Consider the following 22142-nt stretch of genomic DNA (forward strand, 5'->3'; position numbering starts at 1 on the left):
CGTCGGGGCCGGCGGCCTTACAGGTCCAGCACCAGACGCGCCGACTTTGCGCGCGAGATGCAGATCTGGATGATCTTGCCGCTGGCCTTCTCGGTATCCGAGAGGTAGTAGTCGCGATGATCGGGTTCGCCTTCCAGCACGGTCGCCTGGCAGACGCCGCATTCGCCGCGCTTGCAGTCGAACATCGGGTCGCAGCCTTCTTCTTCCATGACGTCGACGATGGTTTTGTCGGCGGGTATGGTCAGCGTGCGGCCGGATTGGCGCAGCTCGACTTCAAAGGGCTGGTCGCCGGCTTGCGCCGCGGCGGTGGCGAAGAGTTCGAAGTGGACGTGGGCATCGGGCCAATGGCGGGCCTTGGCGCCTGCGATGACGGCGTCGATCAGGCCCTTGGGGCCGCACACGTACAGGTGCTGGCGCGGTGACGCTGCGGCCAGCACGGCTTGCAGGTCGAAACGGCAGGACGGGTCGTCGTCGGCATGAACGGAAAGGGCGTCGCCAGCCAGCGCTTCAAGCTCGGGCAGGAAGGCCAGCTGATCTTTGCTGCGGCCACAGTAGTGCAGATGAAAGTCGCGGCCGGCGGCCTTCAGCGCGGCGGCCATGGACGCCACCGGCGTGATGCCGATGCCGCCCGCGATCAACACCACGGGCTCGTCGCCCGCCGGCGATTCATGCAGCGGGAAATCGTTCTTGGGGCCTTCGACGCTAAGCGTGTCGCCTTCGGCGAGCCCATGCATGTGGCGCGATCCGCCCTGGCTGGTTTCTTCCAGCCGCACACCCAGCCGGTATTCCTGGGGTTCGGCGAAGTGATTGGCTTGCGGTGCCAGCTGCACCAGCGAATAGCAGCGCGGCTCGCGCAAGCCGGGCACCGTTACCTTCAAATGCGCGCCGGGGCCGAAGGCGGGCAGGGGGCCGGCGTCTTCACGGGCCAGACGGAAGGATCGGATCAGCGGCGACTCTTGCCGGACTTCGCGGATGATGAGTTTCAGTGTCTGCACGGCGTTTGTCTCTATCGGTATTCGAATCAGGCAGCCAGCTTTTCGGCCAGCTGACGTTCCATGGGGCCGCACTTTTCATCGGCCAGCGCGGTGTCGCGCAAGGCGCGCAATGACTCGGCCGCATCCGGCCGGCCCACCAGTTGCGCGGCTGCCGCAAGCAGTTGGCGGTACTTGCCGCCACCGCGCACATGCGTGTCGCTATAGCCCTTGACCAGCCGGCGGCAGTTGACGGTTTCAACGGCCAGCGCATAGTCCTGCGGCGCGAGCTTCGTGATCAGGTCCAGCCATTGCTGCAAGCCTTCGGATTCAATCTGGTGGCGCAGCGTGCGGCGGCGAAAGCGGCGCATGCCAGCCAGCGAATACAGCATCAGGAAGCCGCCGAGCGTGCCACTTTGCATCAGCCGCCCCTTGCCCAGCCGGCGTTCCACAAAGCCGCCAAAGGCCTTGGAGCCTTCAAGCCAGCGGCCCAGCCCTGTGGGCAAGGTGCCGCAAATTTCTTCCAGGCGCGGGTGCATGTAGTCGGTGGTCATGACCAGTTGGTCGGGGCGCGCGCCCACTTCTTGACGAATGCGGTCAAAGCGGGTGCCGCGCGTTTTCAGGTCGGCCACGCGTATCACGTCGTCGTACGCCATGGCGGTGGCGACATAGCGCGCGGCCGCACAGGTCAACGCCCATTGCTGGGCGTCGCCGCCGTGTTGCGCGTCAAGATCGCGCAGCGCCTTCATGCGGCGCAGGTAGTCGGTGGCGTAAGCCAGATCCTGGAATTCAATCTGGCGGCGCACGCCGGCCGTCAGCATGGGCTGCGCACAGGCGGGGAAGTCGCGCTTGATGGTGTCCAGCAAGGCTTGCGCCTTGGGGCTGGCGGCGCGTTCCGGCACGTTGGGAACGGGGCGCGTCAGGTCGATGGCGGCGGGTTGCGCGGGCGCCTGATGCGCGGCATCGAAACCCAGCGCAAAGGCGCGCAGGCTGGCGTCCACGCCCAGGCCCGCGCGGCGCACGGTGGCTTCGTAGTCTTCGCGTGAAAACGGCAAGGCGCCGCTGCCCGCCACGGCGCCGAACAGGCTGGCGCTGATGACGCTGCCCGCGCGGTCGGCCAGGTCTTGCAGGTCGAAACACAGAAAGCGCTTGGCGGCGGCGCGGCCGGCTTCCAGCACTTTGTTGGGGTCGGCGATGCCGTTGCCGGGGGCGGATTTTTCGCTGACGGCGTAGCTGCGGTGCGATGACGACAGCAGGACGGTGCGTTCAGGTGTGACCAGGCCGCGCTGAATGGCGCGGCCGCCTTCCATCAGTTCAGCCGCCACCACCAGGTCCACATCGCCGGGGGTAGGCATCAGCGCCAGCGCGGGCGGGCGTCCGGCGCGCTGCACATCCGCTTCGGGCAGCAGTTCCAGGTAGTAGATGGTGGCGCCGGTACGCTGCGCCACGCCCGGCACGGAGGTGGTCTGCGCCCACCATCCGGCGTGCTCGGCCATGTCGACGATCCAGTCGGCCAATACGCCGCCGCCCTGGCCGCCCATGGCCAGGATGGCGATCTTGATCGGGTTGCCTTGCTGCAATGCCACCGGGTTCATGAAAGCGTTGTCCTTACAGGGCGTATTGAGCCAGCCGCGCGGCGCGGCGGCGTTGCAGGAAACCAATGACCGCACCGCGCACACGCGCCATGAAACGGTCGCTGCCTGTCGGGTTGTGGACGATGTCGGCGCGGTAGAAAGACGGGCACAGCACGGCGGCATGCGCCACTTCGCCGCAGTTGCCGCAGCCGACGCAGCTGCTTTCCACATGCGCGACGGGGTCTTCTTTCAAGGGGTCGCCGCTGTCCTTCACGGACAAGGACGGACAGCCCGACAGCCGGATACAGGCGTGGTCGCCGGTGCAGACGTCGGGGTCCACGCCAAAGCGTTCCTTGACCATGCGGCGGCCTTCCTTGACGGCCTTGTTGAACAGCGGCTTCACGCGGCGCTGCTTGTTCAGCATGCATTCCGACTGCGCGATGATGACCTTCGGGCCTTTGATGTCGGTGGTCAGCGCTTCTTCGATAGTGGCGCGCACCTTGGCCACGTCGTACGTGCGGTCCAGCGTGCGCACCCATTTCACGCCGACGCCGCGCACGGCATGGTCGATGGGGTTGTTGGTGGAGCGGTCGGGGTTGTCGGCGCGGGACGACAGAATGTCTTGCCCGCCGGTTGCCGACGCGTAGAAGTTGTCGACGATGACGATGACGCCGTCGTACTTGTTGAATACCGCGTTGCCGATGCCGGACGACAGGCCGTTATGCCAGAAGCCGCCGTCGCCCATGATGGAAATGGGCCGCTTGGCGGCCGGCACGTTGAACGCCGCCGCGCTGGAGGCGCCCAGGCCGTAGCCCATGGTAGTGGCGCCCAGGTTGAAGGGCGGCAGGATGGAAAAAAGATGGCAGCCGATATCGCAGGAAATATGGTGCTGGCCCAGCGTTTCCTGCGCCAGCGTCAGCGCGGAAAAGATGGGGCGTTCGGGGCAGCCCGTACAGAACCCGGCGGGGCGCGGCGGCACGACCGAAGCCAGGCCTGCCACCTGCTTGTGGAAGGTAATGGGCTGCTCAGTGGGTGGTGCGGCGGGCTTTGCCGCAGGCTTCGGGCGCGACAGTTCGGTGATTTCCAACTGCCGGGCTTCAGGATCGGCACCGGCACCGGCACCGGCATCGGCGCTTGCCGCAGCCTGCGCATCCACCGCCACCGCTGCGTGCGTCTGCAACGATTCCGGGCGATGCCGCTTCAAGAATTCGTGCAAGCCATCACGCATCACTTGCGTGGTGTATTCGCCCGCCATCGGCAGCACGTCCTTGCCGGACAGATGCGTATCGATGCCGGCCTTGCGCAACACCGCATGCAGGTTCTGTTCGATGTAGTCGGGCTGGCCTTCTTCCAGCAGCAGCACGGCACGCTTGCCGCGGCAGAATTCGGTGACCTCGTCTTCGATGACGGGATAGGTCACGTTCATGACGTACAGGGGAATGCGGCTGTTGCCGAAGTTGTCGGCCAGGCCCAGCAACTGCAATGCGCGGATGACGCCGTTGTACAGGCCGCCTTGCAGGATCAGGCCGATGTCGTTCTGGTCGCCGTCAAAGTGCTCGTTGAGCTGGTGTTCCTTGATGTAGCGGATGGCGGCGGGCCAGCGTTCTTTGATCTTTTCCTGTTCGTGCAGGAAGGACGCGGGCGGCAGCACGATGCGGCTGGTGTCGCGCGCCGGGCTTTCCAACGCTTCGGCCAGCGAGAACGCGGGCCGTTTGTTTTCCTTGGCGATGAAGCGGCCATGCACGTGGCAGCCGCGGATGCGCAGTTGCAGCATCACCGGCGTCTTGCTGGCTTCGGACAATGCAAAGCCGTCTTCCACGGCCTTGACCATGCTTTCCAGGTTGGGGCGCGGGTCCAGCAGCCAGATCTGCGACTTCATGGCGAACGCGTGCGAGCGTTCCTGCATGATGGACGAGCCTTCGCCGTAGTCTTCGCCCACGATGACGAGCGCGCCGCCCGTGACGCCGCCGGAGGCCAGGTTGGCCAGCGCGTCCGACGCGACGTTGGTGCCGACAGTGGATTTCCACGTGACGGCACCGCGAATGGGGTACATGACGGAGGCGGCCAGCGTGGCGGCGGCGGTGGCTTCCGAGGCGCTGGCCTCGAAGTGCACGCCCAGTTCCTGAAGGATGTCGTTGGCATCCGCCAGCACATCCATCAGGTGGGAAATGGGTGAGCCCTGATAGCCCGCGACATACCCCACGCCCGACTGCAACAGCCCCTTCGTGACGGCCAGAATGCCTTCGCCGCGAAACTCTTCGCCGGCCCCGATGCGCAACTGCTGGACTTCTTTCTTGAAAGACCTTTCAGCCATCTCGAACTCCTTCGCGGGCCGGCGCGCCGGTCCTCAAGCCTTGCTGCCATGCAGCATCGTCGTGTCACGAAATTTCCGTCTGAAAAATACTTTAGGAGTCAACGTTTTAGCTGTCAACAAAAAAGATGAAATTTCATGGAAATCAAAAAATATCACGCTAAAACAAGGGTGTATATACTGGTTGTTCTCTAGTCCCATGGCAGTATTCTGGCGCTGTCATGGTGCAAAAACGGGTTGCGATTTCGGGTATACCCTGTGCTGCGCAACAGCATTGCGGCACAACATGGCGCGCGTTTGCGCCGTCGTGGTGCAATGCCTTTTTTCGGCCGTCGGCCATCCATGAATTCCGGTGCGTGGGAGCAAAGCAACATGCGGTTGGACAAGCAGCGGGACACGCTTCTGACAGGACGCAGCGCGGCGGGGCCGCGTTTCGTTGACGGCTATCTGGCCTATCTGCTGGCGCAGGCCAGCCAGCGCATTTCGGCCGAATTCCATTTGCAGGTGAAGGCGGCGGGGCTGTCGGTGACCGAATGGCGGGTGCTGGCCAGCCTGGAGGGCAGCCCCGGCGAAACCATCGGCACGCTGGCGGTGCTGGCCATTACCAAGCAGCCCACGCTGAGCAAGGTGGTGCAGCGGATGGAAGCCGAAGGGCTGGTGGCGCGCACCGGCGTGCGGGCAGACCGGCGCCAGACGCGCGTCTGCATCACCACCAAAGGCACGCATCTGATCGCGAGCCTGTGCGAACAGGCCTTGCAGCATCAGAAGGCGGTGCTGGCGCCGTTTGGCGAAGAGAAGGCCGCGCTGCTGATCGAGATGCTGGGCACGCTGATGACCGAGCACGTTCCGCTGGAATTGCCGATTGACGCGGACGAGTAGGAATCCGGGCAAGCCGTGCCGCGGATGAGCCGAACGGCGCGTGAGCCTTGCCGGGGACGCGCCGGGCTGCGCGTGAACGGGCCCGTTGCATCCGCGCACTCGAACATCGTTCGATCCAATTATTTTGTTACAAGCATATGCGTCCCTTATTAGGTCTCCCTCTGTGAAAAGGGGCCACGGTACGCATAAACCCTGAATTGACTGGGGTCTTGGCGCTAGGCACACTCGCGCCGGTATTCAGACTAATGTCAGGAGTTAACCCCTATGCGCCGCACTTTGATTGCTATCGCGATCGCCGCCGCCGTGGCAGCACCCTCGATCGGGTACGCCAAGACTTTCCGTTGGGCCGCTCAGGGCGACATCCTTACCTTTGATCCGCACTCGCAGAACGAAGGCATGACGATCGCCGCCAACAGCTACATCTACGAACCGCTGGTGGACTACGACAAGACGTTCAAGGTGGTGCCGCGCCTGGCGACGGAATGGGAACAACTGTCGCCCACCCTGTACCGCTTCAAGCTGCGCCCCGGCGTGAAGTTCCATGACGGCGCCGCCTTCACGGCGGACGACGCGGTGTTCTCGATTCACCGCGCCATGGCCCCCACGTCGAATTACAAGGCCTACACGACCGGCATCAAGGAAGCGCGCAAGATCGACGACCTGACGATCGAAATCGAAACGTCGGCGCCCAACCCGGTGCTGCTGCGCCAGCTGACCAACGTGTTCATCATGAACAAGGCCTGGTCGGAAAAGAACAACATCGCCAAGCCGCAGGACTACGTCAACAAGGAAGAAACCTTCGGCGCCCGCAACACCAACGGCACCGGCCCGTACAAGCTGAAGACGCGCGAAGTGGACGTGCGCACCGTCTTTGAAGAAAACAAAGACTGGTGGAACAAGGCTGGCAAGGTCGGCAACGTGACGGAAGTGGTGTTCACGCCGATCAAGCAGAACGCCACCCGCACCGCGGCGCTGCTGTCGGGCGAGATCGACTTCGTGCTGGACCCGGCCGCGCAAGATCTGGAGCGTCTGCGCCAGGCGCAGAAGGTCGTTGAAGGCAACGAATACCGCACCATCTACCTGGGCCTGGATCAGAAGCGTCCGGAGTTGCAGTACTCGAACATCAAGGGCAAGAACCCGTTCCAGGACATCCGCGTGCGTGAAGCGCTGTACCGCGCCATCGACGTGGACGCCATCAAGCGCGCCGTGATGCGCGGCCTGTCTGCGCCCACCGGCACGATGATCGCGCCGCAGGTGCATGGCTGGGCGGAATCGGTGCACAAGCGCGTGCCCTACGATCCCGAAAAGTCGCGCGCGCTGCTGAAGGAAGCGGGCTACGACGGCACGCTGAACTTCACGCTGGACTGCCCGAACAACCGCTACATCAACGACGAAGCCATCTGTCAGGCCGTGGTTGGCATGTGGGCCAAGGTGGGCGTAAAGGCCACGATGAACGCCATGCCGCGTTCCACGTACTTCCCGAAGGTGCAGTCGTTTGACACCAGCGCCTACCTGTTCGGCTGGGGCGTGCCCACGTTCGACGCCATGTACTCGCTGCAAAACCTGATCCGCACCAAGGGCGAAGGCGCGGACGGCATGTACAACCTGGGCGGCTACAGCAACAAGGAACTTGACGCCATCATTGATCGCATCAAGACCGAGACTGATCCCGCCAAGCGCGACGCCGACATCATCACCGTGCTGGAAGGGCACGCCAAGGACTTCGGTCACATCCCGCTGCATGACCAGGTCATCCCCTGGGCGATGCGCAAGAACGTCACGGTCATCCACCGTGCCGACAATCGCCTTGTTGCCGATTGGGTCAAGGTTGACTGATCCCGGCTAACCAGACGGCGTGGAGCCTACCCGGCTCCCGCCGTTTTGCTTTTGGTTTTTCCCGCCTATGTTTGCTTTCATACTGCGTCGCCTGTTGCAGGCCGTAGCGGTGATGCTCACCGTCGCGCTACTGGCCTTTGTGCTTTTTCAATACGTCGGCGACCCTGTCACCATCATGCTGGGGCAGGACGCCACCGATGCCGAGCGCATCGAGTTGCGTGAACGCTTGGGGCTGAACGAGCCCGCCATCGTTCAATTCGGCCATTTCGTGGCCAACGCCGCGCAGGGCAATTTCGGTATATCCCTGCGTCAGAGCGAACCCGTTTCCACCTTGTTGAAATCCCGCCTGCCGGCAACGCTAGAGCTGTCCATGGTGGCCGCCTTGCTGGCGCTGGTCGTGGGTGTGCCGCTGGGGGTGTACACCGCGCTCAAGCGCAACAGCCTGGTGTCTCAGCTGCTGCTTGCAGGATCGCTCTTGGGCGTGTCGTTGCCGACGTTCCTGATTGGCATCCTGCTGATTCTGGTCTTCTCGGTGCAGCTGGGCTGGCTGCCCAGCTATGGGCGGGGCGATACCGTCGCCGTGGGCTGGTGGACGTCGGGCCTCTTCACCGCGACCGGCTGGAAGCATTTGATCCTGCCGTCCATCACCTTGTCGCTGTTTCAGATGACCTTGGTGCTGCGCCTGGTGCGTTCGGAAATGCTGGAAGTGCTGCGGTCTGACTACATCAAGTTTGCCCGCGCCCGGGGCCTGAAGCGCCGCGCCATCCACTTCGGCCATGCGTTGAAGAACACGATGGTGCCGGTGATCACCATTACCGGCTTGCAGCTGGGCGGCATCATCGCTTTCGCCATCGTCACCGAGACCGTGTTCCAGTGGCCGGGCATGGGCCTGCTGTTCATCCAGGCGGTGCAATTCGCCGACGTGCCGGTCATGGCCGCGTACCTGTGCCTGATCGCGCTGGTGTTCGTGGTGATCAACCTGATCGTCGATCTTCTTTATTTCGTCGTGGACCCGCGCTTGCGTTCCGGGATGACTCGCGCCGGGGGGGCTCACTGATGCGCGCCGTACTCAAACGCTGGTGGGACAGCGACATTGCCTGGGCCTGGCGCCGGGCGCCCGTGGCCATCATTGCAACGCTGCTGCTGGCGACGTTGCTGATTGGCTCGTTCGGCGCCGGCTGGGTCGCGCCGCACAACCCCTTCGATCTGACCAAGGTGGAATTGCTGGACGCCTTGTTGCCGCCCGCTTGGGAGGCCAACGGCCAGGCGACGTATCTGCTGGGCACCGACAGCCAGGGCCGCGATCTGTATTCGGCCATTCTGTACGGCACGCGCGTGTCGCTGTTGATCGGGTTGGCGTCGGTGGTGCTGTCAATGCTGATCGGCATTGTGCTGGGGCTGATCTCGGGCTACGCGGGCGGGCGCATCGACGCGTTCATCATGCGGGTGGCCGACGTGCAGCTGTCGTTCCCGGCCATTCTGATCGCGCTGCTGATCGATGGCGTGGCGCGTGCCGCGGTGCCGCGCGACATGCATGAGCTGATCGCGTTCCCGGTTCTGATCGGCGCCATTGCGCTGGCCGGCTGGCCGCAATATGCACGCACCGTGCGCGGCTCCACGCTGGTGGAGAAGAACCGCGAATACGTGCAGGCGGCGCGCGTGATTGGGGTGGCGTCGCCCGTCATCATGTTCCGCCACGTGCTGCCCAATGTGCTGGGGCCGGTGCTGGTGTTGGCGACGGTGCATCTGGCCACCGCCATCATCACCGAGGCGACCTTGTCGTTCCTGGGGGTGGGCGTGCCGCCGACGGCGCCGTCGCTGGGCACGCTGATCCGTATCGGTAACGACTTCCTGTTTTCCGGCGAATGGTGGATCACCATTTTCCCGGGCGCGGCGCTGGTGCTGCTGGTGCTGTCGGTCAACCTACTGGGTGACTGGCTGCGCGATGCGCTCAACCCGCGGCTGAATTGAGGTAACCATGAGCGCACTTCTAGAAGTCCGCAATCTGCGCGTGGAGTTTCCCACGCGCCGCGGCACGCTACGCGCCCTGGACGATGTGTCCTTTTCCATCCAGGCGGGCGAAGTCCTGGGCGTGGTGGGTGAGTCGGGCGCCGGCAAATCGCTGACCGGCGCGTCCATCATTGGTTTGCTGGAGCCGCCGGGGCGCATCGCCGCGGGCGAGATCCTGCTGGCGGGCCGCCGTATCGACAATCTGCCTGATGAGCAGATGCGCCGCGTGCGCGGACGCGAGATCGGGGCGGTGTTCCAGGACCCGCTGACGTCGTTGAATCCGCTGTACACGGTGGGCCGGCAGTTGGCCGAAACCATCGTCACGCACTTGGATATGACGTGGTCGCAGGCGCGCAACCGCGCGGTGGAGCTGTTGGCATCGACGGGTATTCCGGCGGCGCGCGAGCGCATTGACCACTATCCGCATCAGTTCTCGGGCGGGATGCGTCAGCGCGTGGTGATTGCGCTGGCGCTGGCGGCCGAGCCCAAGCTGGTGGTGGCCGACGAGCCGACGACGGCGCTGGATGTGTCCATTCAGGCGCAGATCATCGAGCTGCTGAAACGGTTGTGCCGCGAGCATGGCACGGCGGTGATGCTGATCACGCACGATATGGGCGTGATTGCGGAAACGGCCGACCGCGTGGCGGTGATGTACGCGGGCCGCGTGGCCGAGATCGGGCCGGTGGCGGATGTGATTCACAAGCCGCGCCATCCGTATACGTCGGGGCTGATGGGGTCGATTCCGTCGCTGGAAGGGCACACGGAAAGGCTGGTGCAGATTGACGGCAGCATGCCGCGCCTGAACGCGATTCCGCCGGGCTGTGCGTTCAATCCGCGTTGCGGGCAGCGTTTGCCGCGCTGTGCGACGGAGCGCCCCGAGTTGTTGCCGGCGGGCACGTCCCGCGCGGCCTGTTGGTTGCATGACGAAAAAAGTAAGGTGGCCGCATGAGCACGCCTCTGGTTGAAGTGAAGGACGCGGCGCGCTGGTTCGATGTGTCGCCGCCTTGGTTGGAACGCAAGCTGGCGGGCAAGCCGCGGGTGATGCTGCGCGCGGTGGATGGCGTGTCGTTCGAGATTGCGCGGGGCGAAACGTTGGCGCTGGTGGGCGAGTCAGGGTGTGGAAAATCCACGGTGGCGCGGATGCTGGTGGGTTTGTATGGCCTGACGCGGGGGGATATCCGTTTCGATGGGCAGCCGTTGTCGCGGATGTCGGAGAAGGGCGGGCGGGCGTTGCGCAAGCGCTTGCAGATGATTTTCCAGGACCCGTATGCCAGCTTGAATCCGCGTTGGCGCGTGGGCCGCATCATTGCGGAGCCGATGCTGACGCATACGCAGATGACGCCCGACGAACGGGTTGCGCGGGTTAGTGAATTGCTGAAGCAGGTGGGGCTGGACCCGGCGGATCAGGGGCGCTATCCGCATCAGTTTTCGGGCGGTCAGCGCCAGCGCATTTCGATTGCGCGGGCGTTGGCGGTGAATCCGGAATTCCTGGTGTGCGATGAGCCGACGTCGGCGCTGGACGTGTCGGTGCAGGCGCAGGTGCTGAATCTGATGAAGGATCTGCAACGCAAGCTGGGGCTGACTTACCTGTTCATTTCGCACAATCTGGCGGTGGTGCATCACGTGGCGGATCGCGTCGGGGTGATGTATCTGGGGCGGATGGTGGAAGTGGCGCCGCGTGATGAGTTGTTTGCGCGGCCACGGCATCCGTATACGCGGATGCTGCTGGAGGCGATTCCGGATATCAATGGGGCGGGGAAGCCGCGTACCGCAGTGGCGGGGGAAGTGCCGAATCCGTTGAATCCGCCGTCAGGGTGTACGTTTCATCCGCGGTGTCCGCATGCGAATGATCGGTGCCGGGCTGAGGCGCCGGTGGCTCGGTTGGCGGGGGTGTCGGTGGTGGCTTGCCACGCGGTGGAGGAGGGGCGGATTTCGGGGTGAGTTGTTTTTGACGGGTGTTGGTGCTGGGGCGGTTGTTGTTCTTTTGGCGATCGTTGCGCTTAGGGTGATCGTTGTTCTTGTGGCGTCCGTCGCGGTGGGGGGCGGGGTGCGCGGGTCAACGATTGCGGTCCGGAGCCTTCGCTCCGGACTGCCCCTTCGTCATCTTCGTTGTTGCCTGCGGCAACTGCCTTCAGATTCCCTCGGGCGCATCGACTCCCCGCGCACCCCGCCCCCCACCGCGACGGACTCGCGTTGTGCATGAATTGACCGGCCCTGGGGCGGATGGTGTGCTTGGCGTTTTTGCCGCGCGTTTTTTTTGAGTGGGAAGGTCTTGCTGGGCCGCCAAAGCCGGCCGCGCGGGCGGCCTTTTTTGGCATTTGGGTGGCTTGTGGGGTACGGCCGCTGATGGCCGCTTGCGGCGGACGGTGCTGAGTCATTCGTAGGATGGGTGACGCGCGTATTGGCTTGCGCTCTTGCGCTGTTGCGCTGTTGCGCTCTTGCGCTATTGCGCGATTGTGGATCGCGCTTACCCATCATTGCCGACTTGGTATGACTTCAAATTCAATGGCGCGGTTCTTCTACGCGCTCATACGGCGTGTCGTCGTCTTCATCGTCCTCGTCGTCTTCTTCTTCCTCTTCGTCGTCCTGAACCGGCTGCGGCTCCTCGGTCAACGCGAAGGGCAAGACGTCTTCCAAGCTGTCTGACCACGCGGATTCTTCGCCGTCGTGGTCCAGCTTGATGAATCTTTCGCCTTCGTTCAGCGAAATCTGTACGGCCCACAGGTAAAGGCAGTCGTAGGTGTCGTCGTCAGAATGCGGCAGGCCGCCGCGGTTGCCCAGGATGCGGGAGCCGGCGCCGCCCAGTTGGACGTGGGTCTGGTCTTCTTCGACTTTTGCGTTTTCGTCCAGCGGAACGCCGTAGGTCACCCACTCGGTGCCTTCGTCGCCCAGCACCACTTCGGCCAGGACCGGTTTGCCCAGGTAGGCGCTGAGGGCGTCAGCCGTTTTGGCCAGCATGTCCAGTTCGGATGCGCTGAAGTGGGTGACGGAAGTGGGGGGAGTTGCAGAGGCGGACATGAAATTTCCTGGGCGCGATGAAGCCGCGACGGCACGGCAAAATACATAAGGTCAGGCGACATTGTCGCGCGATCGGCGTTGCAATGCATCGGACGCTTGGATGACGAAGTGGTAAGGCCTTTCAGGCCATGGCCGGTACGCTGCGTTTGCGCACGCTGTCGGGGGATTCGCCGGTCAGCCGCTGGAACATGGCGATGAAGGCGGAGGGTGTGCTGTAGCCCAGTTCGCGCGCTACGGTTTGCACGGGTTGGCCGGCGTCCAGCATGCCTAGTGCGGATACGACGCGCAGGCGTTGGCGCCAGTCGTTGAACGACATACCCAGATGCTGTTGGCAGTGGCGCAGCAGGGTGCGCTCGGTGATGCCGGCGGTGGCGGCCCAGTAGGCGGCGCCGCGTTTGTCGCCGGGGCGGCGCTGTAACGCCGACAGGATGGGGGCCAGCACCGGTTCTGTGGTGGATGGCAGATAGCTCGCGTAGGCGCGGGCCTGGCGGGCTTGGTCGATAACGATCTGCGCCATCCGGCGGTCTTCGGGGGTGGCGGGGTAGCGGATGCCGCGCCGTTCGAAGTCGGCCAGAATCGCGCGCATGACGGGGCTGATCTCAAGGGTGCAGGGCGTATCGGGTAGCCCTGCGCAGGCCTCGGCCGGGATATCGATGCAGGCGTAGTGCACTTCGCCTTCGTTCTGGCAGCAGTGCTCCACATGCGGCGGTATCCAGATGGCGTACTGCGGCGGCGACAGGTAGGTGACGCCGTTGATGCCGATTTCCATGATGCCCGACAGCGCAAAGTTCAGTTCCGCCCACGGCGAGCTGTGGCGCTGCATGCGCGAATGGGGCGTGAAATGCAGGATGCGGCAGGCCAGCGGATAGGGCAGGTGGCCGGCCAGAACCGGGGCGGAATCGGCGAAGTCCATGTCGGAAGTTCGTACGGAAATGTCTGTTTTTCATTATATACAGCATGTCGGACACGCCCTACACTTGCGGCCTATTCCTATCTGGCATTACGCATTCATGACGCGCGCTGACTCTCCCACCATTCCCGCCCGCTATCTGTTGTTTCCGATGCTGGCGGCCCTGATCTGGTCGGTCAATATGATCGTTACCAAGATGGCCGCTGGCGTGATTTCACCTGCCGTGATCGGTTTTTACCGCTGGGCGCTGGCTGGCGTGATGCTGACGCCGTTTGCGCTGCCGGGCGTGTGGGCGCAGCGCCGGCTGATCGTGCCGTACTTGCCCAAGTTCGCGGTGCTGGGCGGTTTGGGGATGGCGCTGTACCAGGGCCTGGCCTATGTGGCGGCGTCCACCACCACCGCCACCAATATGGGCATCATCACGGCGATGATTCCGCTGCTGACCATCGCGGTCGGGACGGTCGTGCTGCGCCAGCGGCCGACGCTGATGGCGATGCTGGGCGGCCTGGTATCGCTGGCCGGGCTGGCGTTGCTGATTGGCGAAGGCGATCCGGCGCGGCTCTTGTCGGTGGGTGCGAACCCGGGTGATCTGCTGATGGGCATGGCCGCGCTGGCCTATGCGCTGTACGGCGTGCTGCTGCGCCGCTGGGGCTTGCCGGTGGGGCCGTGGCAGTCGCTGTATGTGCAGGTGGCGTTTGGCGTGTTGTTCCAGCTGCCCGCGTTTCTGATGGCGGCGCCGTCGCCGCTGAATGCCGACAACGTGCCGCTGGTGCTGTATGCGGCAATTTTCCCGTCGCTGTTTGCGCCGTTCCTGTGGATGCAGGGGGTGAAGCACCTGGGCCCGAACCGCGCCAGTATCTTTTTGAACCTGATGCCGGTGGCCACGGTGGCGATCGCTGCCGTCTTCCTGGACGAAAAGCCGCATATCTTCCATATCGTGGGGGGCGCGCTGGCGCTGGCGGGGGTGATGCTGGCTCAGATGCGCACGCCGCGCCTGGGGTTGCGCACGGGCAAAGCTGGCGGTTGACCGCAGTGTTCCGTCCCTGACGCACGCCTGTCAGGGTTCCGGCCTACAATCGACGGTTCATCAGCTTTCTTTCCCTATACGAGCCCATGGCCCAATACGTCTACACCATGAACCGCGTCGGCAAGATCGTGCCGCCCAAGCGGCAGATTTTGCGTGATATCTCGCTTTCGTTTTTTCCTGGCGCCAAGATCGGCGTGCTGGGCCTGAACGGCTCGGGCAAGTCGACGCTGCTGAAGATCATGGCTGGCGTCGATAAAGAGATCGAAGGCGAAGCCATTCCCATGCCGGGCCTGAACATCGGCTATCTGCCGCAGGAACCGCAACTGAACCCCGAGCACACGGTGCGCCAATCGGTCGAAGAAGGCCTGGGCGCCGTCGTCACCGCCAAGAAGCGCCTGGACGAGGTCTACGCCGCTTACGCCGAGCCCGACGCTGACTTCGACGCGCTGGCCGCTGAACAAGCCGATCTGGAAGCCATCATCGCCGCCGCCGCCTCCAGCGGTTCGGACGATATCGAGCACCAGATGGAAATCGCCGCAGACGCCCTGCGCCTGCCGCCCTGGGACGCCATCGTCGGCAATCTGTCGGGGGGTGAAAAGCGCCGCGTGGCCCTGTGCCGCCTGCTGCTGTCCAAGCCCGACATGCTGCTGCTTGACGAACCCACCAACCACTTGGACGCCGAAAGCGTGGAATGGCTGGAGCAATTCCTGCACAAGTTCCCCGGCACCGTCGTCGGCGTGACCCACGATCGCTACTTCCTGGATAACGCCGCTGAGTGGATTCTGGAACTGGACCGCGGCTACGGCATTCCCTGGAAGGGCAACTACAGCTCGTGGCTCGAGCAAAAAGAAGACCGCCTGAAGCAGGAAGAGTCCTCGGAATCGGCCCGCCAGAAGACGATCAAGAAAGAACTGGAGTGGGTGCGTCAGAACCCGAAGGGCCGTCAGGCCAAGGCCAAGGCGCGTCTGGCCCGCTTCGAGGAACTGTCGTCCTACGAATACCAGAAGCGCAACGAAACCCAGGAAATCTTCATTCCGGTGGGCGAGCGTCTGGGTAACGAGGTCATTGAATTCAACAACGTCAGCAAGGCGTATGGCGATCGCCTGTTGATCGACAACCTCAGCTTCAAGATCCCGCCGGGCGCCATCGTTGGCATCATCGGCGCGAACGGCGCCGGTAAGTCCACGTTGTTCCGCATGATCGCCGGCCGCGAACAGCCGGATTCGGGCGAAGTCACCATCGGCCAGACCGTGAAGCTGGCCTATGTGGACCAGTCGCGCGATGCGCTGGAAGACAAGAAGACGGTGTTTGATGCTGTGGCCGACGGCGCCGACATCCTGACCGTGGGCAAGTTCGAAATGTCGTCGCGCGCCTATCTGGGCCGCTTCAACTTCAAGGGCGGCGACCAGAACAAGGTGGTGGGCCAACTGTCGGGCGGTGAACGCGGCCGTCTGCACATGGCCAAGACGCTGATCGCGGGCGGCAACGTGTTGCTGCTTGACGAACCGTCCAACGACCTCGACGTTGAAACGCTGCGCGCGCTGGAAGACGCCTTGCTGGAGTTCCCCGGCAGCGTCATGGTCATCAGCCACGATCGCTGGTTCCTGGACCGTATCGCCACGCACATCCTGGCGTTCGAAGGCGATTCGCAAGTGGTGTTCTTCGACGGCAACTACCAAGAGTACGAAGCCGACAAGAAGCGCCGCCTGGGCGAAGAAGGCGCCAAGCCCAAGCGCCTGCGCTACAAGGCACTGAAGTAAGCCTTGCGGTAAAGCAGTCTGAGAAATCCCGGCCGATGCGCCGGGATTTTTTCACGATGCTAGAATCAAAAACCGCATCAGATGATGTAATTTTTGATTCACCTATTGTGGCGGGGCAAACATGCGTACGACGGTGACGCTCGATGATGAATTGCTCGAGAGGGCGCGTACCTACACGGGTATACAAGAGACGTCTGCACTCGTGCAGCAGGCGCTGACCAATCTTGTTCAGAAAGAAGCAGCGAAGCGCCTGGCGAAGCTGGGTGGATCTTCTCCGAAATTGAAGCTGGCTCCCAGGCGGCAAACGGAGACGTCAGATGATCCTAGTTGATACGTCTATCTGGGTTGACCATCTGGGCGCGGCTCGCGAGCCCCGGCTTGAGCAGCTGTTGAACAATGAGTACGTGCTGATGCATCCGTTCATTGTGGGCGAGTTGGCGCTTGGTTCTCTGGGAAAGCGTGACATGGTGTTGGGTGCGATGACGCTATTACCGCAGGCCGTCCGGGCAAGTCACGACGAGGCGATACATTTCCTTCATGCCGAAAGACTGTTTGGTAAGGGTATCGGCTATGTTGACCTGCATCTGCTTGCGTCCACCCGACTTACGCCTGGCGCCTCGTTGTGGACCAAAGACAAACGGCTCAGGTCCGTCGCGGTGGCATTGAATTTGTCCGTTGAGCCGCCGCTATATCATTGAGGTTTGCAGCGGCGGGTGCCTGAGCATTGCTGCTGATGCGGCCCAACATTCCAGATGCAGAATTTCCGGAGATCTTCCATGCTGCTGCACGCCTCCGATTCCACATTCCTCATCGTTGATATGCAGGGCCGGCTGATGCCGGTCATCCATGACAACGAGGCCGTGCTGAACTCCACGCACAAGCTTGCGCAAGCCGCGAGGTTGCTGGATGTGCCGGTGATCGCCACCGAACATCACAGCAAGATGCTTGGCGTCACGGTCGACCCGCTGCGCGACATTGTGCAGTCGACGTTTCAGAAGATGCATTTTTCTTCCGCGCGCGAACCCGGCTTTGAAGCGTGGTTGCCCGCCGCGCGCAAGACCATTCTGGTGGCAGGTTGCGAGGCGCATATCTGCGTGCTGCAAACCGTGATCGGCTTGGCGGACATGGGCTACAAGGCGGTGTTGGTGTCTGATGCCGCCGGCTCGCGCAAGCCTGCTGATCATCATGCCGCGTTGCGCCGTGCGCGTGCGCATGGTGCGGATATCGTCACATCGGAAATGGCCATATTTGAGTGGATGGAGACTTGCGAGCATCCGCGCTTTCGTGATGTGTTACGTCTGGTCAAATAGCCGATGGGGCCTGCAACATTGCCCCCAGAGGCGCGCAAAGATTCTCTCGCTGTTTGACACAATTCCTGGGCAAACCTAACACCGCTTGCCGCGATATTTTGAGATCCTGAAGTTTCTAAACCCAAAAGGGGATCGCGCGCTCGCGTTAGGTCCATGGTGCGGCCCCTGGGTATAAGAATAGGAGCCTCATCATGAAAATCGCATCTCTTTCCAAAATCTGTATCGCCGTGGCGATGACCGCCGCAATGGCCGGCTGCTCGTCCTGGGACGGCATGAGCCATCGTCAAAAGAGCACGGTGGGCGGGGCCGCATTGGGCGGTGTCGCAGGCGCCGTGATCACTAACGGCGGCGTGCTCGGTACGGTTGGCGGAGCAGCGATCGGTGGCGTGATCGGCGATCAGGTCGGCAAGCGCTAAGCGTCTGCCCGCCATGCAAAACGCCCGGCATTGCCGGGCGTTTTTTTATGGCCGTTGTGGTGGACGCGCGCCAGCAGAGGCCGGCGCGGCCACGCCGCATCACGTATCGTTCTGCGGCATCTCGATCTTCACTTCCAACACTTCCAGCGTGTCCTGGCGTTCCAGGTGCACCTTGATGTCTTCAGGGTTGATCTTCACGTATTTTGAGATCACGGCGATAAGTTCCTGCTGCAACTGCGGCAGGTAGTCGGGCGAGTCGCCGCGGCCCCGCTCGTGGGCCAGGATGATCTGCAACCGTTCTTTGGCAACGGACGCGGACGATTTCTTTTGACCAAGCAGAAACGACAGGAAGGACATTGCTTACTTGCCTCCGAACAGGCGTTTCAGAAGACCGGGCTTTTCGTAGTCGGTAAAGCGCAGGGCCTTGTCTTCGCCAAGGTAACGGGCCACGACGTCCTTGTAGGCTTCGGAGACGTCCGTTTCTTTCAGGTGGATGGCCGGCAGGCCTTGGTTCGACGCTTGCAGCACCGCTTCCGATTCGGGGATGACGCCGATCAGCTTGATGCGCAGGATGTCTTCGATGTCGCCCAAGGACAGCATTTCGCCGTCCACCACGCGCTTCGGGTTGTAGCGAGTGAGCAGCAGGAATTCCTTGACCGGATCGCCGCCGTCAACGGCGCGCTTGGACTTGGCCGCCAGGATGCCCAGGATGCGGTCAGAGTCACGCACTGACGACACTTCGGGGTTCGTGACGACGAGTGCGTCGTCGGCGAAGTAGGCAGCCATCAGCGCGCCCGTTTCGATGCCGGCGGGCGAGTCGCAGACGATGTACTCGAAGCCCATTTCCTTCAGGTCGTTGATGACCTTTTCCACGCCTTCCTGCGTCAGCGCGTCTTTGTCGCGCGTTTGCGAGGCGGGCAGGATGAACAGGTTTTCAAGCTGCTTGTCCTTGATCAGTGCCTGGTTGAGGGTGGCTTCGCCCTGGATCACATTGACGAAGTCGTACACCACGCGACGCTCGCAGCCCATGATGAGGTCGAGATTGCGCAGGCCGACATCGAAGTCGATGACAGCGGTCTTGTGGCCCCGCATCGCGAGGCCCGCGGAAAAACTGGCGCTCGTCGTGGTTTTACCCACGCCGCCTTTGCCGGAAGTCACCACAACAATGCGTGTCATGACGATCAAACCCTTATGTTCGAATAAATCGCGTTATCGTAAAGCAAAAAGCCCGTGTAAGGCTTCTTACAGAATGTGTTGAGACGTTCGTGGCGCCGCGCAAAAACGATCTACGGTTTCAGCGCTTCGATGCGTAACGTATCGCCGTCCAGGCGAATCAAGGCCGGCTGATTTTGCAGCGTCCGGTCGAGCTTGTCTTCCACCACGCGGTACACGCCAGCCACGGCCAGCAGCTCGGCATCCAGATGCGTTGTGAAGATGCGCGCCGACGTGTCGCCGCGCGCGCCAGCCATGGCCTTGCCGCGCAACGGGCCGTACACGTGCACGTTGCCGTCGGCGATGACTTCGGCACCCTGGCTCACCATGCCGATCACGACAAGGTCCGTGTGGCGCGCGTAAACGCGCTGGCCGGAACGCAAGGGTTTGGTGATGACCAGCGCCGACGCCGAGTGCGGCGCGGCTTGCGTGGGGCTGGGCGCGGACGTGGTGCTGCTGGCTTCGCGAGCCGGCATCGGTTCGGCCGATGCGGACTTGGCCGGCGTTGCTGCGGTATCTGCTGCTGCGCCATCAGTGGCCGACGTGTCGGTGGGCGCGGGCGCGGTTTCAACGGCTGCGGCCGGCACCGAAGGCACGGGCGTCGACACGTCGTTTGGCGGCGCGGTGTCCACGACGGGGGCGGGGCGGGCGGCGGGGGTGGACAGTTCCACCGGCGTCAGGCCGGCCTCGCGTGCGGCCTTCAGGTTCGCGCCTTCGGCCACCACGCCGATCGGGGGCAGGTTATGGGCGCGCAGCGCGGCGACCAGCGCCGTCCAATCGATCTTCTCGTCGACGCGGCTGGCGTCGATGACCACGGGTTCGTTCTCGAAGAAGCTGCCGGCATCCGCCATGCGCTTGGCCAGCGCGGCGGTAAGGCGTTCGGGGTCTGCGCTGTGCAGAACCACCCGGATGGCATACAGGGTGGCGCTTTTGAAGTCCAGGGCTAGAGATTCAGTGTTCATCTTGATTGTGGCTGGCGGTTCGCAACGCCAGGAAAACGGCGCGCGCAACCGGCTGCGGGATGTCGGGCATGATAACCCGCTACGGGGTGGGGTGCGCAGGGGGGAAGACGAAAGAAAAAGGCGCCCGAAGGCGCCTTTTTCCGTGTTACGCACGCGTGGCGGGTCAGCCTTGCGCCCACGAGTCGCGCAGCGTCACGATGCGGTTGAGCACCGGCGCGGCTTCCGTGGATTCCTTCAGGTCGGCCGTGAAGTAGCCCAGGCGTTCGAACTGCCAGGTGGCGCCCGGCGTGGCGACGGTGCCCGGTTCCAGCCAGGCGGTGACGGTCTGCTTGGAGTTCGGGTTCAGGCAGGCCAGGAAGTCCTTGTCGCCGCCATCGGGACGCGCATCGGCGAACAGGCGGTCGTACAGGTGGATCTGGGCCGGCACCGCGTGGGCCGCGCTGACCCAGGTGATGTTGCCCTTGACCTTGACGCTGTCTGCGCCCGGCGTGCCGCTTTTGGTTTCCGGCAGGTATTCAGCTTGAACTTCGACGACTTCGCCGGCTTCGTTCTTGGTGAAGCCGGTGCAGCGCACGACATAGCCGTACTTCAGGCGCACGGTGTTGCCGGGGAACAGGCGGAAGTACTTCTTCGGCGCTTCTTCGCGGAAGTCGTCGCGTTCAATCCAGAGCTCGCGCGACAGCGGGAATTCGCGCACGCCCGCTTCCGGGTCATGCGGATTGCGCGGCGCCGTGCAGGTTTCGGACTGGCCTTCCGGATAGTTCGTGATGACGAGCTTGATCGGGTCCAGCACGGCCACCGAGCGGGCGGCGATGGGGTCGAGATCGTCGCGCACGGCTTGTTCGAGCAGGCTGTAGTCGATACGCGAGTCGGACTTGGACACGGCGGTGCGGTCGCAGAACAGGCGGATCGAGGCCGGCGTGTAGCCGCGGCGGCGCAGGCCGAAGATGGTCGGCATGCGGGGGTCGTCCCAGCCGTCCACATGGCCTTCGCGCACCAGTTGCAGCAGCTTGCGCTTGCTGGTGACGACGTAGCTCAGGTTCAGGCGGGCGAATTCATATTGATGCGGCAGCGGCTGGGCCAGCTTGCCGAGCTCTGCCAGGCGCGTGAGTATCCAGTCGTAGAACGGGCGCTGATCTTCGAATTCCAGCGTGCAGACGCTGTGCGTGATGCCTTCCAGGGCGTCTTCCACCGGGTGAGCCCAGCTGTACATCGGGTAGATGCACCATTGGTTGCCCGTGCGGTGGTGGGTCGCGTGGCGCACGCGGTACATGACCGGGTCGCGCAGGTTGATGTTGGGCGAGGCCATGTTGATCTTCGCGCGCAGCACCAGGCTGCCGTCCGGATGCTTGCCGTCGCGCATTTCACGCAGCAGGGTGATGGACTCGGCGGCCGGGCGGTTGCGCCAGGGCGAGTCGGTGCCGGGTTCGGTCAGCGTGCCGCGGTTGGCGCGGATTTCTTCGGGGCTTTGCTCATCGACGTAAGCGTGGCCGGCTTCGACCAGGGCTTCGGCGAACTCGTACATATAGCCGAAGTAGTCGCTGGCGAAGTACAGGTTTTCCTGGCCGTTGTCGGCCTTCCAGTCAAAGCCCAGCCAGTGCACGGCTTCGATGATGGCGTCGACGTATTCCTGGTCTTCTTTCTCGGGGTTGGTGTCGTCAAAACGCAGGTGACAGACACCGCCGAAATCGCGCGCCAGGCCGAAGTTCACGCAAATGCTCTTGGCGTGACCGATGTGCAGGTAGCCGTTGGGCTCCGGCGGAAAGCGCGTGCGGATACGGGCGGCGTCCAGCTGCCCCTGTTCCTGCACGGCGGCCGGGCCAGGCTTGCCCGCCCAGCGTTTGCCCTGGAAGCGGTTGGCTTCAAGGTCGTCCTGGACGATGTTAAGCAGGAAATTGGATGCAGCAGGGGTCGGCGTCGTGGCGGAGGTCATTCTTGAAAGAATA

22 protein-coding genes are annotated in these 22142 nt (G+C 63.3%); 13 read left to right on the plus strand and 9 right to left on the minus strand.

What is annotated here, in order from left to right; all coding sequences use genetic code 11:
- Positions 1–17: 17 nt before the first annotated feature.
- From HV765_RS20610 to HV765_RS20620, 3 genes are read right to left on the minus strand one after another with little or no spacing between them, the layout of a single operon-like run.
- Positions 18–995 (minus strand): PDR/VanB family oxidoreductase, encoded by a 978-nt coding sequence (locus HV765_RS20610; RefSeq protein ID WP_175170797.1) that lies wholly within the window; start codon positions 993–995, stop codon positions 18–20.
- A 26-nt stretch (positions 996–1021) separates the two neighbouring features.
- Positions 1022–2566 carry an indolepyruvate oxidoreductase subunit beta family protein gene (locus HV765_RS20615; RefSeq protein ID WP_175170798.1) on the minus strand — a complete coding sequence of 515 codons (1545 nt, stop codon included), beginning with the start codon at positions 2564–2566 and terminating at the stop codon, positions 1022–1024.
- A 13-nt stretch (positions 2567–2579) separates the two neighbouring features.
- Complete coding sequence (locus tag HV765_RS20620) at positions 2580–4859, minus strand: indolepyruvate ferredoxin oxidoreductase subunit alpha (protein WP_175170799.1); 2280 nt, start codon at positions 4857–4859, stop codon at positions 2580–2582.
- Here HV765_RS20620 and HV765_RS20625 point away from each other — a divergent pair.
- From HV765_RS20625 to HV765_RS20655, 7 genes are all read left to right on the plus strand, one after another.
- A complete protein-coding gene (locus HV765_RS20625) occupies positions 4840–5202 on the plus strand; it encodes a hypothetical protein (protein WP_175170800.1) in 363 nt (120 codons plus the stop codon). The genes HV765_RS20620 and HV765_RS20625 overlap by 20 nt on opposite strands.
- A 26-nt stretch (positions 5203–5228) precedes the next feature.
- Complete coding sequence (locus HV765_RS20630; RefSeq protein ID WP_054428074.1) at positions 5229–5735, plus strand: MarR family winged helix-turn-helix transcriptional regulator; 507 nt, start codon at positions 5229–5231, stop codon at positions 5733–5735.
- A 264-nt stretch (positions 5736–5999) separates the two neighbouring features.
- Complete coding sequence (locus HV765_RS20635; RefSeq protein WP_054428073.1) at positions 6000–7571, plus strand: ABC transporter substrate-binding protein; 1572 nt, start codon at positions 6000–6002, stop codon at positions 7569–7571.
- A 67-nt stretch (positions 7572–7638) separates the two neighbouring features.
- Entirely contained in the window at positions 7639–8628 is a 990-nt protein-coding gene (locus HV765_RS20640) for an ABC transporter permease (RefSeq protein ID WP_054428072.1), read from the plus strand.
- Entirely contained in the window at positions 8628–9542 is a 915-nt protein-coding gene (locus tag HV765_RS20645) for an ABC transporter permease (protein WP_175170801.1), read from the plus strand. The genes HV765_RS20640 and HV765_RS20645 overlap by 1 nt, the downstream gene beginning before the upstream one ends.
- A 7-nt stretch (positions 9543–9549) precedes the next feature.
- Complete coding sequence (locus HV765_RS20650) at positions 9550–10530, plus strand: ABC transporter ATP-binding protein (protein ID WP_054428070.1); 981 nt, start codon at positions 9550–9552, stop codon at positions 10528–10530.
- The gene (locus tag HV765_RS20655) at positions 10527–11522 is read left to right on the plus strand and encodes an ABC transporter ATP-binding protein (protein ID WP_054428069.1); all 996 of its coding nucleotides are present in this window, start codon (positions 10527–10529) and stop codon (positions 11520–11522) included. The genes HV765_RS20650 and HV765_RS20655 overlap by 4 nt, the downstream gene beginning before the upstream one ends.
- A gap of 561 nt (positions 11523–12083) precedes the next feature.
- On the opposite strand, the gene HV765_RS20660 is transcribed toward HV765_RS20655, so the two are convergent.
- Entirely contained in the window at positions 12084–12599 is a 516-nt protein-coding gene (locus HV765_RS20660) for a hypothetical protein (RefSeq protein WP_175170802.1), read from the minus strand.
- A gap of 121 nt (positions 12600–12720) precedes the next feature.
- Positions 12721–13512, minus strand: a complete 792-nt coding sequence (locus tag HV765_RS20665) for an AraC family transcriptional regulator (protein ID WP_175170803.1) — start codon at positions 13510–13512, stop codon at positions 12721–12723.
- Positions 13513–13609: 97 nt separating this feature from the next.
- Here HV765_RS20665 and HV765_RS20670 point away from each other — a divergent pair, with 97 nt between their 5' ends.
- The 6 genes from HV765_RS20670 to HV765_RS20695 all read left to right on the plus strand — a co-directional run bounded on the left by HV765_RS20670 (position 13610) and on the right by HV765_RS20695 (position 18022).
- Positions 13610–14536: a DMT family transporter gene (locus HV765_RS20670; protein ID WP_156336661.1), complete on the plus strand. Its 927-nt coding sequence runs from the start codon at positions 13610–13612 to the stop codon at positions 14534–14536.
- A gap of 86 nt (positions 14537–14622) precedes the next feature.
- Positions 14623–16296: an energy-dependent translational throttle protein EttA gene (gene ettA, locus HV765_RS20675; RefSeq protein ID WP_006217650.1), complete on the plus strand. Its 1674-nt coding sequence runs from the start codon at positions 14623–14625 to the stop codon at positions 16294–16296.
- Positions 16297–16417: 121 nt separating this feature from the next.
- Complete coding sequence (locus HV765_RS20680; protein ID WP_082387118.1) at positions 16418–16627, plus strand: type II toxin-antitoxin system VapB family antitoxin; 210 nt, start codon at positions 16418–16420, stop codon at positions 16625–16627.
- A complete protein-coding gene (locus tag HV765_RS20685; protein ID WP_054424597.1) occupies positions 16614–16994 on the plus strand; it encodes a type II toxin-antitoxin system VapC family toxin in 381 nt (126 codons plus the stop codon). Before HV765_RS20680 ends, HV765_RS20685 begins: the two co-directional genes overlap by 14 nt.
- Before the next feature lie 78 nt (positions 16995–17072).
- A complete protein-coding gene (locus tag HV765_RS20690; protein WP_175170804.1) occupies positions 17073–17606 on the plus strand; it encodes an isochorismatase family protein in 534 nt (177 codons plus the stop codon).
- Positions 17607–17797: 191 nt separating this feature from the next.
- Complete coding sequence (locus tag HV765_RS20695; protein WP_054424593.1) at positions 17798–18022, plus strand: glycine zipper 2TM domain-containing protein; 225 nt, start codon at positions 17798–17800, stop codon at positions 18020–18022.
- Positions 18023–18121: 99 nt separating this feature from the next.
- Here HV765_RS20695 and minE read toward each other — a convergent pair whose 3' ends face one another.
- The 4 genes from minE to HV765_RS20715 form a co-directional block, all read right to left on the minus strand.
- Positions 18122–18379: a cell division topological specificity factor MinE gene (minE, locus tag HV765_RS20700; RefSeq protein WP_054424591.1), complete on the minus strand. Its 258-nt coding sequence runs from the start codon at positions 18377–18379 to the stop codon at positions 18122–18124.
- 3 nt (positions 18380–18382) lie between these two features.
- Positions 18383–19198, minus strand: coding sequence for a septum site-determining protein MinD (minD, locus tag HV765_RS20705; RefSeq protein WP_175170805.1), 816 nt, complete (start codon positions 19196–19198; stop codon positions 18383–18385).
- A 110-nt stretch (positions 19199–19308) separates the two neighbouring features.
- Positions 19309–20196, minus strand: a complete 888-nt coding sequence (gene minC, locus HV765_RS20710; protein WP_175170806.1) for a septum site-determining protein MinC — start codon at positions 20194–20196, stop codon at positions 19309–19311.
- A gap of 163 nt (positions 20197–20359) precedes the next feature.
- A complete protein-coding gene (locus HV765_RS20715) occupies positions 20360–22129 on the minus strand; it encodes a glutamine--tRNA ligase/YqeY domain fusion protein (RefSeq protein WP_175170807.1) in 1770 nt (589 codons plus the stop codon).
- Positions 22130–22142: the final 13 nt, after the last annotated feature.

Origin of the sequence: Achromobacter kerstersii (assembly GCF_902859595.1) — a bacterium.
Lineage (GTDB): Bacteria > Pseudomonadota > Gammaproteobacteria > Burkholderiales > Burkholderiaceae_B > Achromobacter > Achromobacter kerstersii.